General features: G+C 67.1%; 14 protein-coding genes and 1 tRNA gene. 14 read left to right on the forward strand and 1 reads right to left on the reverse strand.

What is annotated here, in order from left to right:
• Positions 1–3: 3 nt before the first annotated feature.
• Positions 4–1299, forward strand: a complete 1296-nt coding sequence (locus tag G015_RS0107370; protein ID WP_018138094.1) for an adenylosuccinate synthase — start codon at positions 4–6, stop codon at positions 1297–1299.
• Positions 1300–1448: 149 nt separating this feature from the next.
• Here the strand turns inward: G015_RS0107370 and G015_RS0107375 are convergent.
• Positions 1449–1535, reverse strand: a tRNA-Leu gene (locus G015_RS0107375).
• A 238-nt stretch (positions 1536–1773) separates the two neighbouring features.
• On the opposite strand from G015_RS0107375, the gene rnr reads away from it, so the two are divergent.
• The 13 genes from rnr to cls all read left to right on the forward strand — a co-directional run bounded on the left by rnr (position 1774) and on the right by cls (position 14161).
• A complete protein-coding gene (gene rnr, locus G015_RS0107380; protein WP_020146377.1) occupies positions 1774–4254 on the forward strand; it encodes a ribonuclease R in 2481 nt (826 codons plus the stop codon).
• Between the two features lie 20 nt (positions 4255–4274).
• Complete coding sequence (rlmB, locus tag G015_RS0107385; protein WP_018138096.1) at positions 4275–5030, forward strand: 23S rRNA (guanosine(2251)-2'-O)-methyltransferase RlmB; 756 nt, start codon at positions 4275–4277, stop codon at positions 5028–5030.
• A 27-nt stretch (positions 5031–5057) separates the two neighbouring features.
• Positions 5058–5372, forward strand: a complete 315-nt coding sequence (locus G015_RS0107390) for a hypothetical protein (RefSeq protein WP_020146378.1) — start codon at positions 5058–5060, stop codon at positions 5370–5372.
• A 64-nt stretch (positions 5373–5436) separates the two neighbouring features.
• The gene (locus G015_RS0107395; RefSeq protein ID WP_028490898.1) at positions 5437–6036 is read left to right on the forward strand and encodes a cytochrome c; all 600 of its coding nucleotides are present in this window, start codon (positions 5437–5439) and stop codon (positions 6034–6036) included.
• Positions 6020–6475 carry a cytochrome c gene (locus G015_RS0107400; RefSeq protein ID WP_028490899.1) on the forward strand — a complete coding sequence of 152 codons (456 nt, stop codon included), beginning with the start codon at positions 6020–6022 and terminating at the stop codon, positions 6473–6475. The genes G015_RS0107395 and G015_RS0107400 overlap by 17 nt, the downstream gene beginning before the upstream one ends.
• A 165-nt stretch (positions 6476–6640) precedes the next feature.
• Complete coding sequence (gene rpsF, locus G015_RS0107405) at positions 6641–7045, forward strand: 30S ribosomal protein S6 (protein ID WP_012983301.1); 405 nt, start codon at positions 6641–6643, stop codon at positions 7043–7045.
• Between the two features lie 42 nt (positions 7046–7087).
• Entirely contained in the window at positions 7088–7312 is a 225-nt protein-coding gene (gene rpsR / locus G015_RS0107410; protein ID WP_018138099.1) for a 30S ribosomal protein S18, read from the forward strand.
• 31 nt (positions 7313–7343) lie between these two features.
• On the forward strand, positions 7344–8291 hold the full coding sequence (locus tag G015_RS0107415) for a hypothetical protein (RefSeq protein WP_018175450.1): 948 nt from the start codon (positions 7344–7346) through the stop codon (positions 8289–8291).
• A 68-nt stretch (positions 8292–8359) separates the two neighbouring features.
• Positions 8360–8809, forward strand: coding sequence for a 50S ribosomal protein L9 (gene rplI, locus G015_RS0107420; protein ID WP_018138101.1), 450 nt, complete (start codon positions 8360–8362; stop codon positions 8807–8809).
• Between the two features lie 88 nt (positions 8810–8897).
• The gene (gene dnaB, locus G015_RS0107425; RefSeq protein WP_018138102.1) at positions 8898–10256 is read left to right on the forward strand and encodes a replicative DNA helicase; all 1359 of its coding nucleotides are present in this window, start codon (positions 8898–8900) and stop codon (positions 10254–10256) included.
• Between the two features lie 70 nt (positions 10257–10326).
• On the forward strand, positions 10327–11436 hold the full coding sequence (gene alr, locus G015_RS0107430; RefSeq protein ID WP_020146380.1) for an alanine racemase: 1110 nt from the start codon (positions 10327–10329) through the stop codon (positions 11434–11436).
• A 34-nt stretch (positions 11437–11470) separates the two neighbouring features.
• Positions 11471–12661 (forward strand): O-succinylhomoserine sulfhydrylase, encoded by a 1191-nt coding sequence (locus tag G015_RS0107435; RefSeq protein WP_028490900.1) that lies wholly within the window; start codon positions 11471–11473, stop codon positions 12659–12661.
• Between the two features lie 27 nt (positions 12662–12688).
• Positions 12689–14161, forward strand: coding sequence for a cardiolipin synthase (gene cls / locus G015_RS0107440; protein WP_020146382.1), 1473 nt, complete (start codon positions 12689–12691; stop codon positions 14159–14161).
• Positions 14162–14186: the final 25 nt, after the last annotated feature.

A 14186-nucleotide genomic window follows, 5' to 3' on the forward strand; every position in this document is an offset into this window, starting at 1 on the left:
CCGATGGGACGTTTCGTAGTCGTACTGGGCAGTCAGTGGGGTGACGAGGGCAAGGGCAAGATCGTCGACCGCCTGACCGAGGACGCAGCCGCTGTTGTCCGTTTTCAGGGTGGGCACAATGCCGGGCATACCCTGGTGATTGATGGCGAGAAGACCGTGCTGCACCTGATCCCGTCGGGGATCCTGCGCGAAGGCGTGGAATGCATGATCGGCAACGGGGTGGTGCTTTCGCCCGAGGCGCTGATTACCGAGATGGAAGAGCTCGAGGCCAAGGGCGTGCCGGTTGCCGACCGCCTGCGGCTGTCGGACGCCTGCCAGTTGATCCTGCCCTATCACGTGGCGCTGGACCATGCGCGCGAGAAGGCGCGCGGCAAGGCTGCGATCGGGACCACCGGGCGCGGGATCGGCCCCGCCTACGAGGACAAGGTCGCGCGTCGCGGCCTGCGCCTGGACGACCTGTTCCACCGCGAGCGTCTGGCCGCCAAGCTGGGCGAGGTGATGGACTACCACAACTTCGCATTGAAGCATTATTTCAAGGCCCCCACGATCGACCAGCAGGAGGTGCTGGAACAGTGCCTGGCGCACGCCGAGCGCCTGCAGCCGATGGTCGCGGATGTCGCCGGGCGACTGCACGAGTTGCGGGCCCAGGGCCGGGACGTGATGTTCGAGGGGGCACAGGGCACCCTGCTGGACATCGACCACGGGACCTACCCGTTCGTCACCTCGTCCAATACCACCGCCGGGGGCGCCTCGACGGGCTCCGGTGTCGGTCCGCGCGATATCGACTACGTGCTGGGGATCACCAAGGCCTACACCACCCGTGTCGGGGCCGGCCCGTTTCCGACCGAGCTGTTCGATAACATGGGCGAGCACCTGGCCACCCGCGGCAACGAATTCGGTTCCACCACTGGGCGCGCACGGCGCTGTGGCTGGTTCGATGCGGTCGCGCTCAAGCGCGCGGTCGCGATCAACAGCATCAGCGGCCTGTGCATGACCAAGCTGGATGTGCTGGACGGGCTGGAGAGCGTGCAGATCTGTGTCGGCTATGACTGTGGCGGCAAACGCCACGAGGTACCGCCGTCCGGAGCCGAGGCCTATGCGGCCTGCAAGCCGATCTACGAGGAGATGCCGGGGTGGCAGGAATCCACCGTGGGGATTCGCGAATACGAAAAGCTGCCGGCCGCGGCGCGAGCCTATCTGGAGCGCCTGTCCGAGGTGGTGGGTGTCCCGATCGACATGATCTCCACCGGGCCGGATCGCGACGAGACGCTTGTGCTGCGCGACCCGTTCGATTGCTGATCCAGGCGCGTTTGGGATATCGCTTGGACGTGCGGTGCGGGCCAGGCCCGTGCCGTACGCGCGGACAGACATAGTTCCACCGCTACACGGAGATCCGTGCGGAGAACGGGGCGGGTATTTTCGTCTCGGGGGATCGGGAAGCAGAGAAATGGTGCCGAGGAGAGGACTTGAACCTCCACGAGCTTTCGCTCACTAGCACCTGAAGCTAGCGCGTCTACCAATTCCGCCACCTCGGCACGAGGTCGGATCGCCGGTTCGAGACCGGGTCCTGCGCTTCAGGAGCGCGCAATATAGTGCGCGGCCAAAAGCCTGTCAACGCCCGCAAGAATGTCCTGTGCCATGGGCGCGGACGTGAGGCTGGGTTCGCGCGTCCCTCGGCGCTTCCGGCAGCAAATCTTTACTTGCCGCATAATAGGGCGCTTGCGTTGCCAGCCTTCCGCTGGCGGCCACCGAATCATCCAACGAGTTGTTTGAATGCCAAGAAAAAGAAGCAAGGCGCCGGCCGATCCCAATTTCGAGCGCGAGGCGCAGAAGTACGACAATCCCATCCCCAGCCGCGAGTTCATCCTCGGGCTCCTGCAGGAAGCCGACAACCCCCTGTCCTACGACGAGATCGCCGAGCGGCTGGAGATCGTCGACGACGACCGTCTCGAGGCCCTGCGCCGTCGCCTGAAGGCGATGGAGCGCGACGGGCAGGCCCTTTGCAACCGGCGCGGCGCCTATCTCCCGGTCAACCAGGAAGACCTGATTCGCGGTCGCGTGATCGGCCACCCGGACGGCTTCGGTTTTCTGGTGCCGGATGAACAGGACGACGATCTGTTTCTCTCGCCGCGCCAGATGCGCGGTGTGTTCCATGGTGACCGCGTGCTGGCGCGGGTCATGGGCGTGGATCGTCGCGGTCGCCGCGAGGGCGGCATCGTCGAGGTCCTCGAACACAACACGACCCAGGTGGTCGGGCGCCTGCGCATCGAGGACGGGGTGGGCATCCTGACCCCGGACAACAAGCGCATCACGCACGACATCCTGGTGCCGCCCGATGGTCTGGGCGAGGCCGAAGACGACCAGATCGTGGTCGTGCGTATCCGCGAGTCCGCGTCGCGCACGGCACGCCTGCGCGGGGACGTCATCGAGGTGCTGGGCGAACACATGGCGCCCGGCATGGAGATCGATATCGCGATCCGTGCGCACAGTCTGCCGCACGAGTGGCCAGAGGAGGTCGCTGCCGCAGCCGATGAGCTGGGGGCCGAGGTCAACGAGAAGGCCAAGAAGGGCCGCCTGGACCTGCGCGAGCAGCCATTTGTGACTATCGATGGCGACGATGCGCGGGACTTTGATGACGCGCTGTACTGCGAGCGCGACGGCAAGGGCTGGCGCCTGTGGGTGGCCATCGCGGACGTGTCGCACTACGTCGAGCGGGATGCGGCGCTGGACCGCGAGGCACGTACGCGCGGGACCTCGGTGTATTTCCCGAACAACGTGATCCCGATGCTGCCGGAGGTCCTGTCCAACGGGCTCTGCTCGCTGAACCCGAAGGTCGATCGCTTGAGCATGGTCTGCGAGATGGAGATCGGTGCTCGCGGTGCCCTGAAGAACTATCGCTTCCACGAGGGGCTGATCCGCTCGCATGCGCGCCTGATCTACGAGGACGTCGCCGCGATGCTCGATGGCGACGAGCAGCTGCGCGAGCAGAATGGGCATGTGATGCCCCACCTGGAGGTCCTGCACGAGGTCTTCAAGGCGCTGCACGCCGCGCGCAACCGCCGCGGGGCGATCGACTTCGATACCACCGAGACCAAGATCCTGTTCGGCGAGGATCGCAAGATCGAGCAGATCGTGCCGACCGAGCGCAACGACGCGCATCGCATGGTCGAGGAATGCATGATCATGGCCAACGTGGCGGCCGCGCGCTTTCTCAAGAAGCACAAGGTGCCGGCGCTCTACCGTATCCATGACCAGCCGCCGACGGACAAGGTCGACGACCTGCGTGACTTCCTCAATGGGGTGGGTCTGGCGCTCGGCGGGGGCAGCGAGCCGAGCCCCCGCGACTACACCGAGGTCCTGAAGGCGGCGAAGAAGCGTCCCGACCAGCAGCTGATCCAGACCGTGCTGCTGCGCTCGCTGAGCCAGGCGGTGTACGCGCCCGAACTGGACGGCCACTTCGGGCTGGCGCTGGATGACTACGCCCACTTCACCTCGCCGATCCGGCGCTACCCGGATCTGCTGGTGCATCGCGGGATTCGCCATGTGCTGCGCAAGGGCAGCAACAAGGCCTTCCCGTATTCGCACAACGACATGGAATCGCTCGGCGAGCACTGCTCCATGGCTGAACGCCGTGCGGATGATGCCACGCGCGACGCGGTCGCCTGGCTCAAGGCCGAATACATGCAGGACAAGGTCGGCGACACCTTTGACGGCGTCGTCTCCGGGGTGACCGGGTTCGGCCTGTTCGTCGAGATCAAGGACGTCTACATCGAGGGCCTGGTGCACGTGACCGCCCTCGATAACGACTTCTATCACTTCGAGCCGTCGCGCCACACGTTGACCGGCGAACGCGGCGGTCGCGTATTCCGTATTGGCGATGAGTTGCGCGTGCAGGTCGTGCGCGTCAGCCTGGACGATCGCAAGATCGATCTGGCTCTGGCCGAAGAGTCCAAAGTCGAGGCCGCGCCAAAGAAGAAGGGCGGCCGTGGTCGCAAGCGCAAGGACGCCGAGGCCGTGCAGCCGGCACCGGAGGCCGCGCCCGAGCAGGCCCAGGACGACGGCCCGCCGAAGAAGAAGCGCCGCCGCCGCGGTGGGCGCGGTCGTGGCAAGTCGTCAGAGTCCGCCGCTGAGGCCCCGTCCGAGGCCCCGGCTGCCGACGCTTCAGAGACGCCGTCGGGCACCGATGGCGAGCCCGGTGGCAAGTCCGGTCGGCGTCGTCGTGGTCGGCGCCGCCGCTCGTCCAGCGCCTCCTAGTCCTAGGAGGGATAGGGGCGATGGGCAAGGGCGGCAAGGGGCCTCGCGGCGAGTCCTTCGGCGGGATCCACGCGGTAGCCGCCGTGCTGCAGCATGCCCCGGAGCGCGTGCGTCTGCTGCAGCTGGCGAGCGGCACCCTGGAGCCGGCGCTGGCGCATTTGCTGGAGCAGGCCCAGGCACGCGGGATCTCGATCGAGCGGGCGGGGCGTGACAAGCTCGACCAGCACCACCCCGGGTTCCAGCATCAGGGCGTGATCGTGCATTGCGCCCCGCGCCCGGTAGTGGACGAAAAGACCCTGGTCCAGCGGGTACAGGATGGGCTGGACCTCGTGCTGGTGCTGGACGGGGTCACCGATCCGCATAACCTGGGCGCCTGCCTGCGCACCGCGGACGCGGCCGGCGCCGGTGCCATCGTCACGCCCCGACACCACAGCGCGGCGCTCACGCCGGCGGCGATCAAGGTCGCCTCGGGCGCGGCGGAAACCGTGCCGGTGGTCGCGGTCGGCAACCTCGCGCGGACCCTGGCGGCATTGAAGGATGCCGGCATGTGGACCGTGGGTCTGGACGGTGCCGCGCACGAGGACCTCTATACGGTGGATCTGCGGCCGCCGACCGCGATCGTGATGGGGGCCGAGGGCGAGGGCATGCGGCGCCTGACCCGCGAGGCCTGCGATCATCTCGCCAGGATCCCGATGGGCGGCACGGTGGAGAGCCTGAACGTCTCGGTGGCGACTGGGGTCTCGCTGTTCGAGGTCCGCCGCCAGCGCCAATCCTGACGCCGGCGGGCCTGATACACTCGGTATATGCGCGTGCATCCTCGACCGTTCCTCTGGCTGTTGTTGCTGTTGCCCCTGCTGGTGATGGCGCAAACCGTGCATGCGGCCGACATGGCGACCATGCCCAGCGAGCCCGCGGAGATGGACGCCTCCATGCACTGCGATGGTGCGCACTGCGATCATCACGCCGAGCAGGAGTGCTCCAGCCACGGGGGCTGTTGCATGGCCCCGCTGGCGACAGCTGTCTCGCTTACGACGACGCTGACCCGGGTGCCCGCCGAGCCCCTGGTCCAGCCGAACCGGTTGTCCATCGAGCCCCCGAGCCCTCCACCGAGATCCTGATTCCCCTGTCCTGGATGCGGCCTGGCCGCGTCCGTTTCAATGATTGCGACAGCGAGGAATCCAGATGTCCATTGCAACCGTTTTTCCGGTCAGCACCCTGCTGGCCATGAGCCTGATCCTGGCGACGCCGCTCGCGGCGAGCGAGGGCCACGACCACCACCACCACGGGGAGCCGACGCATGATCACCATGACCATTCCGGCCAGGGTGACCACCCCGGCCATGACCACCACACGCACGAGCATCGCTGGGAGGCACCTTCCGATGCGGCCGAGCGGGATAACCCCCACGCGGCGGACGAGGCATCCATCCGCATGGGGCGGGACGCCTACAAGGCCCAGTGCCTGGCCTGCCACGGGGAGACCGGCGCCGGTGACGGCGCGCAGGCGCGTGCGCTGGAGTCGCGTCCGGCCGATTTACGGGAACACGCCGGGGGGCACACCGAAGGCGAATACCACTGGGTGATTCGCGAGGGCTCGGGCGAGATGCCCGCCTTTGCCGGTGTGCTGGACGACGACGAGATCTGGCACGTGGTCAATTACATCCGCTACGAACTGGCCGATGCTGGCGACGACCCCTCGGATGACCACAATGGTCATCACGCGCCTGACCGGCACGACGACCACGATCACCACAATGGGGGCCATCATGGGCATGCGCATTAAGTCTGTTGGGGCGTCGGTGGTCGCGCTGGCCCTCGCCGGTCTCCTCGCCGGGTGCGGCGAGGAGACCCCGGAGGCGGCGCAGGAGCGCGCGCCGTATCCCATCCAGGGGCTTGCCAACATCGAGCTGTACGGCGATCCGCAGGTGGGTCGGGAGCGCTTCGCGCAGAGCTGCGCGGAGTGTCATGGCGCCGATGCCCGCGGTACCGGGCAGGGGCCGGCACTAGTTCACCGGATCTACGAGCCGTCCCATCACGCCGACATCACCTTCTTCATCGCGGTCGAGCGCGGGGTGGTCGCGCATCACTGGGAATACGGCGACATGCCGCCGGTCCCGGGGCTGGATCATCAGGATGTGGCGGATATCGTCGCCTGGGTGCGGCACGAGCAGCGTGACGACGGGATTATTCCGGACGACGAGTGGCCGGTGGACGAGGACTGACATCGTCACCCGGCCCGGCGCGACGGCGCTGCCGAGGGCCCTCGGGCTTGTTGCCGGGGCCCAGTTCGTTTAAGGTATCGCGCCTTTCCGTCTGCCGGTTATCCGGCGGTCGGAATCCTTGCCTCACCGCTGCGTCGGGAGGCTGATACCCGCAAGGAGTCGAAAATGCGTCATTACGAAGTTGTGTTCCTGGTCCACCCGGACCAGAGCGAGCAGGTCCCGGCGATGATCGAGCGCTACAAGGGCCTGGTCGAAGGTCACGAGGGCAAGATCCACCGTCTGGAAGACTGGGGCCGTCGTCAGCTGGCCTACCCGATCCAGAAGCTGGTCAAGGCCCACTACGTGCTGATGAACATCGAGGCCTCGGAAGAGGCGCTGGAAGAACTGGTCAGTGCCTTCCGGTTCAACGATGCCGTGCTGCGCCACCTGGCCATGCGCATGGAAGAGGCCGTCACCGAAACCTCCCCGCTGGCCAAGGGCCAGGAAGAGGAAGGTGCCAAGGGCCGTCGCCGCGAGCGTGACGACGAAGGTGGCCAGGCCGCCTCTGACGACTCGGCCTCCGCCGAGTAAGTCCCGCCCGTCCGTTGACCGAATTTTTGAAGGAGATCTGACATGGCCCGTTTTCCGCGTCGTCGCAAGTACTGCAAGTTCACCGCCGAAGGCATCGAGTACATCGATTACAAGGACCTGAACCTGCTGAAAGGTTTTGTAACCGAGACCGGCAAGATTGTGCCCAGCCGCGTGACCGGCACCAGCGCGAAGTATCAGCGCCAGCTGGCCACGGCCGTGAAGCGCGCGCGCTACCTCGCGCTGCTGCCGTACAGCGACAACCACTGATCCGCGCTCCGGTTCGCCCGGACGCACGGCCATGCGTGTACTGGCCGAATTCGTGATGAAAAGCCGGGGCCGCGCCGTGGGCGCGGTCTCCGGCTTTGGCGTTGCGGGGCTCTTCCTGCCGCCGATCGCGATCGTCAGCAGTGCCCTGATCGCACTGGTCGGCCTGCGTGTCGGTCTGGGGCAGGCCCTGCTCGTCGCCGCGTTGTCGGCGCTGGTGCTCGGAGCTGCGATGTTCGTGCTGATCCCGGAGGCCCCGCCGATGGCGGGTGTGGCCGCGGGGTTTGTGCAGTGGGCACCCGTGGTCCTGCTGGCCGAGGTCCTGCGCCGTACGGTGTCCTGGCGCATGACGCTGAAGGCCGGCGCGATGGTCGCCGGGCTTGGCGTACTGGCAGTACATGCCCTGGTACCGGATCTGCAGACGGCCTGGTCCGAGGCGGGCATGGCCCTGCTGGGACCGCTGGTCGAGGGTACGGATACCGGGGCGCAGGAGCTGGAGGCCGCGCTGCGCCGTGCGGCGCCCTACCTGACGGGGCTTTTTGCCGGGATCGTGCTGCTGAGTCTGACGCTGAGTCTGCTGATCGGCCGCTATTGGCAGGCGCTTCTGTATAACCCGGGGGCGTTTGGCGAGGAGTTCCGCGCGCTGCAGTTCGGTCGCGCCATGAGCGGCGTGACCGTCGCGCTGGGGCTGGTCGGGCATCTCGGTCCGGTGCCGCTGGCCACCGAGCTGGCGTTCATCCTTGGGGTGCTGTTCTTCCTCCAGGGCATTGCACTGGTGCATGCACTGACGCATCACCAGGGCATGAGCAGCTTCTGGCTGGTGGGCATGTACGTGCTGATGGCGTTGGCCCTGCCGCAGATGTTCCTGCTGCTGGCGACGATCGGGGTGATCGATGCCTGGGCGGACATCCGCTCGCGTCTTGGCGCGCTGGGCGGGCGCAAGGGTCCGGGTGACGGACCGGACGGTGACAACAATTCGTGAGACCGGTCGGCGACCGGTGTAGAATGCCTCGTTTTTGGGGCTGACCCAACGTTACAGGAATACCGAAGATGGAAGTCATTCTGCTGGAAAAGATCGATAACCTGGGTGGTCTGGGTGACCGCGTGACCGTGCGCTCCGGCTTCGCCCGCAACTACCTGCTGCCGCAGGGCAAGGCCAAGTTCGCCACCGCGGAGAACATCGCCGAGTTCGAGGCCCGCCGTGCCGAGCTGGAAAAGGCCGCCGCCGAAGCGCTGGCCGCCGCCGAGGCGCGCAAGGCACAGCTGGAAGGCACCGTGCTGGAAATCACCGCCAAGTCCGGTGGCGAAGGCAAGCTGTTCGGCTCCATCGGGCCCGCCGATATCGCCGATGCGCTGACTGCCAAGGGCACCGAGGTGGAGAAGAAGGAAGTGCGCATGCCGGAAGGACCGCTGCGTACTACGGGTGAGTTCGAGGTCGGACTGCATCTGCATACGGACGTGGATGTCGACATTCACGTCGTGGTCATCGGCGAGGAGTGATCCTCCGCATGTCGGGAGAGTGGCCGCAGGTCGCTGACGCCCGGCAGGCTGGCCGGTTCCCAAGGTGCCCTCGGGCATGAACCGGCCAATGACGCCGAATCCGCGCATCCCCCCGCACTCCGAGGAGGCCGAGCAGTCGGTCCTCGGGGGGCTGATGCTGGATAACGCCGCCTGGGATCGGGTGGCGGACCGCATTACCGATGAAGACTTCTATCGCCACGACCACCGCCTGATCTTCCGGGCGGTGGCCGCGCTGGCCGAACGCAACGCCCCGTTCGACATGGTGACCGTGTCGGAGCAGCTCGAGCGCAGCTCCGAGCTGGAAGACGCGGGCGGCATGGCCTATCTGGGCCGTCTGGCGGCCGAAACCCCCAGTGCCGCGAACATCGTGGCCTACGCGGATATCGTTCGCGAGCGGTCCATCCTGCGTTCCCTGATCTCGGTGGGCACCGAGATCGCCGACTCGGCCTTTGTGCCCGAGGGTCGGGAATCCAAGGAGCTGCTGGACCAGGCCGAGCAGAAGGTGTTCCGCATCGCCGAGCAGGGTGCGCGCGGAGCCCGGGGTTTCCGCGGCATGAAGCCGCTGCTGACCGCCGCGGTCGAGCAGATCGAGTACCTCTACGAGACGCAGAACCCGATCACCGGCGTGGCGACGGGGTATCAGGACCTGGATGCCCTGACGTCGGGGCTGAACCCCGGCGATCTGGTGATCGTCGCCGGTCGACCCTCGATGGGCAAGACCTCGTTTGCCATGAACATCGCCGAGTATGTGGCGATGAAGAACGCCGAACCGGTGGCGATCTTCTCCATGGAGATGCCCGGCGAGCAGCTGGCGATGCGTCTGTTGTCGTCCATGGGCCGGATCAACCAGCAGAAGCTGCGCTCCGGGCGCCTGGAGGACGGCGACTGGCCGCGACTGACCAGTGCCGTGCAGATGCTCTCCGAGGCGCCGCTGTTTATCGACGACACCCCGGCGCTGTCACCTACCGAACTGCGCGCCCGTACGCGCCGGCTGATGCGCGAGCACAAGGGGCTCAAGCTGATTGTGGTCGACTACCTGCAGCTGATGCAGTCGCCCGGCAGCAGCGAGAATCGCGCGAATGAAATCTCGGACATCTCGCGGTCGCTGAAGGCCCTGGCGAAGGAGCTGAGCGTACCGATGATCGCGCTGTCACAGCTCAACCGCTCGCTGGAACAGCGCCCGAACAAGCGCCCGGTGATGTCCGACCTGCGCGAGTCCGGGGCCATCGAGCAGGACGCCGACATTATTGCCTTCGTCTACCGCGACGAGGTCTATAACGAGGAGTCCCCGGACAAGGGCACGGCCGAGATCATTATCGCCAAGCAGCGTAATGGCCCCATCGGTACCGTGCGCCTGACCTTCCGCGGGCAGTTCACTCGCTTCGAGAACTACGCCCCCGACGTCTACGGCGGGATGGAGCAGTAGGGGGACACCCAGCCATGTACACACTTGCGTTGGCGCCCAATGCTTCTCGATCCCTGGCCCGAGGCGGCGCGTGAGGCGCGCGGCCAGCATCCAGCTCCACCCCGAGGCCCTGCGGCACAACCTGGCCGTGGCGCGAGGCCTCGCACCCGACGTCCCCATGTGGTCGGTGATCAAGGCGGAAGGCTACGGCCACGGACTGCTGTGGGCGGCCGAGGCACTCGCCAGCGAAAGCGACGGGCTGGCCGTCTCCCAGGTCGGTGAGGCGCGGGCACTGCGCGATGCCGGCTTCGACGGCGCGTTGCTGGTGCTGCAGGGTCCGCGCGATCCCTCCGAGGTGCATGCCTGCACCGAATTCGATCTGCAGCCCGTGCTGCACGACGCGGCACAACTCGACCATCTCGAGACCGCCCGAGTCACGCTTCCCATCGTCTGGATCAAACTGAATACCGGGATGAACCGGCTGGGTTTCGTGCCGGCGGAGGCGGCCTCGGTCGCCAGGCGACTGCAGGTTACCGGCCACGGGCAGGGCGGGTTGCACTGGATGACCCACATGGCCTGTGCCGACGAGCCGGAGCATCCACAAAATGCCCGCCAGCTGGACCGTTTCGCGACGACGGTGGCGGAATTTTCGGGACGCCGCAGCGTGGCCAATTCGGCGGCCCTGTTTGCCGGCTGGGGTCGGGGCGGGACGTCCGATGCCCCCGGTGAATACTGGGGCCGGCCCGGTATCATGCTCTACGGCGCGCATCCGGCCTCGGTACCCACCGAGCACCTCCCGGAGGGTCCGGACAGCGACCTGCGCCCGGCGATGACCGTGCAGGCCCCGATCATCGCCACCCAGCCGCTCGAATCCGGCAGTACCGTCGGTTATGGGGCGACCTGGGCTGCCGATGTGCCGGGCCGGGCCGGGATCGTCGCGATGGGGTATGCCGACGGATACCCGCGCCATGCCCCGTCGGGCACACCAGTGCTGGTGAAGGGGGCGCTTTGCCCGCTGATCGGGCGCGTGTCCATGGACATGCTGGCGGTGGATCTCTCCGGGGTGCCCGATGCGCAGGTCGGGGACCCGGTGACCCTGTGGGGCGAAGGCCTTCCCGTGGAACGCGTGGCGCGTGCGGCGGGGACGATCAGCTACGAGCTGCTGACGCGTGTGGCCGACCGGCTGCAGCCGGCGCGCTGATACACTGTGGCATTCCGCATTCAAGGATGCCGCGATGACCGACTTCGACCCCGCTGATTACGACCCGCAGACTGTAGCCATCCGGCACGGCTACCGGCGTACGCCCGAGGGCGAGCACTCCGAGGCGATCTTCCCGACCTCCAGCTTCGTGTTCGGTTCGGCCGCGGAGGCCGCCGCGCGCTTCGGCGGGGAGTCGCCCGGCAATATCTACTCGCGCTTCACCAACCCGACCGTGCGCACCTTCCAGGACCGTCTGGCGGCGCTGGAGGGGGGCGAGGCCTGTGTGGCCACCGCCTCCGGCATGTCCGCGATCCTCGCGACCATGATGGGTCTGTTGAAGGCCGGCGATCATGTGGTCTGCTCGCGTTCGGTGTTCGGCACGACGACCGTGTTGTTCAACAATTACCTCGGGCGTTTCGGCGTCGAGGTGACCTACGTCGAGCTGTCGAACCTCGAGGCCTGGGAGGCCGCCACGCAGGCCAATACCCGGCTGTATTTCTGCGAGACGCCGTCCAACCCGCTGGGCGAGGTGGTGGACATTGCCGCGCTGGCGGAGATCGCGCATCGGCACGACGCGCTGCTCGCGGTGGACAACTGCTTCTGCACGCCGATCCTGCAGCGCCCGCTGGATCTGGGCGCCGACATCATCATCCACTCGGCGACCAAGTTCCTCGACGGCCAGGGGCGCTGCCTGGGCGGCGCGGTGGTCGGCGATGCCGAGCGCGTGGGCAAGGACGTCTACGGCTTCCTGCGCACCGCCGGGCCGACCCTGTCGCCGTTCAACGCCTGGGTGTTCCTGAAGGGGCTGGAGACCCTGGCCCTGCGCATGCGCGCCCACAGCGACAATGCCCTGGCCCTGGCGCAGTGGCTGCAGGCCCACCCGAAGGTCACGGCGGTGCATTACCCGGGGCTTGCGGACCATCCGCAGCATGCGATCGCGAAGCGCCAGCAAAGTGGCTTCGGTGGCGTGCTGAGCTTCGAGGTCGCCGGCGGGCGCGAGGCCGCCTGGTCGGTGATTGACGCCACAAGGTTCCTGTCGATCACCGCCAATCTGGGCGATACCAAGACCACCATCACCCACCCGGCCACCACTACCCACGGTCGCGTGGACCCGGACAAGCGGGAGGCCCAGGGCATTACCGAGGCCCTGGTGCGGGTCGCCGTGGGGCTGGAGGCGGTCGCCGACATCCAGCGCGACCTGGCCCGCGGGCTTGACGCGCTCTGACGCGGCTCCCGGGTCGACCGTACGGATATGTCCAGACCCGAGTCCGGTGATCCCCATCCGAAGCCGCGCCGGCGTCCGCGCTGGCGGATCCTGCTGACCGTTGTCATCGGGTTTCACCTGCTGGGATTCCTGTCGTCGCTGGATGCGCTGATGTCCACGCGGACGCCGCAGGGCGCGGTGGCCTGGATCGTGTCACTGAACACCGTCCCCTATGTGGCCGTGCCGGCCTACTGGGTATTCGGCGCCAGCGAGTTTCGCGGTTATGTGGTCGCGCGTCGCGACGAGGACTCCAGCCTGGCGCGGGCCTTGCAGCCGAAGACCGAGGAGTTGTGGTCGCACCAGTACATCGCACAAGAGCCGAGCAAGCACCTGGACGGGGTACAGCAACTCGCTCGATGGCCGTTTCTGCACGGCAACGAGGTCGAGCTCCTGGTGGATGGCAAGGCGACCTTCGACAGTATCTTCGAGGGGATCGAACAGGCCGAGCGCTACCTGCTGGTGCAGTTCTATATCGTGCGCGACGATGAGATCGGGCGCGAACTCCAGCGACGGCTGGTGGAGCGGGCGCAGGACGGGGTCGAGGTCTACTTCCTGTACGACGAGATCGGAAGCTACCGCCTGCCCGGCAGCTATCTGGACGCCCTGCGCGACGCGGGGGTGCATGTGCAGCACTTCCATTCCACCCGCGGGCGCGGCAATCGCTTCCAGCTGAACTTCCGCAATCACCGCAAGATCGTGGTGGCCGATGGCGAACAGGGCTGGGTCGGCGGACTGAACGTGGGGGACGAGTACCTCGGGCGGGACCCGAAGATCGGCCCCTGGCGCGACACCCACCTGCGCATCGAGGGGCCGTCCGCCCTGGCCCTGCAGTCGGTGTTCCTGGAGGACTGGCACTGGGCCACCGAAGAGATCCCGGAGCTGGACTGGCAGCCGGCGACCATGGCGGACGATGGCGTCCCGGTGCTGATCCTGCCCTCAGGGCCGGCCGACGAGTTCGAGACCGCCAGCCTGATGATGCAGCAGGCGATCCATTCGGCCGAGCGGCGCATCTGGATCGCCAGCCCGTACTTCGTGCCCGACGAGGGCGTGCAGGGCATGCTCAAGCTGGCGGCACTCAGTGGCGTCGATGTACGCGTGCTGATCCCCGAGGTCACCGACAACCCGCTGACCACGCATGCGGCCTACGCCTTTCTGGGACCTCTGCTGGATGCCGGCGTGCGCGTCTACCGCTATCAGGAGGGCTTCCTGCACGGCAAGGCCTTCGTGGTGGACGACATGGGTGCGGCGGTGGGGACCGTGAACCTGGACAACCGCTCGTTTCGGCTGAACTTCGAGGTCACCGCGCTGGTGCTGGATCCGGGATTTGCCCGCGAGACGGCGCGCATGTTCGAGGCCGACTTCGCCCGCTCGCGCGAGATGACCCGGCAGGACGTGGACGACCTGCCGCTGTGGCGCCGCGTGGCCGCGCGGGCCGCCTATCTGCTGGCGCCTGTGCTGTAGCGCTCTGGGCGATGAACGGGCGGCT

Origin of the sequence: Thioalkalivibrio sp. ALJ15 (assembly GCF_000383695.1) — a bacterium.
GTDB lineage: Bacteria > Pseudomonadota > Gammaproteobacteria > Ectothiorhodospirales > Ectothiorhodospiraceae > Thioalkalivibrio.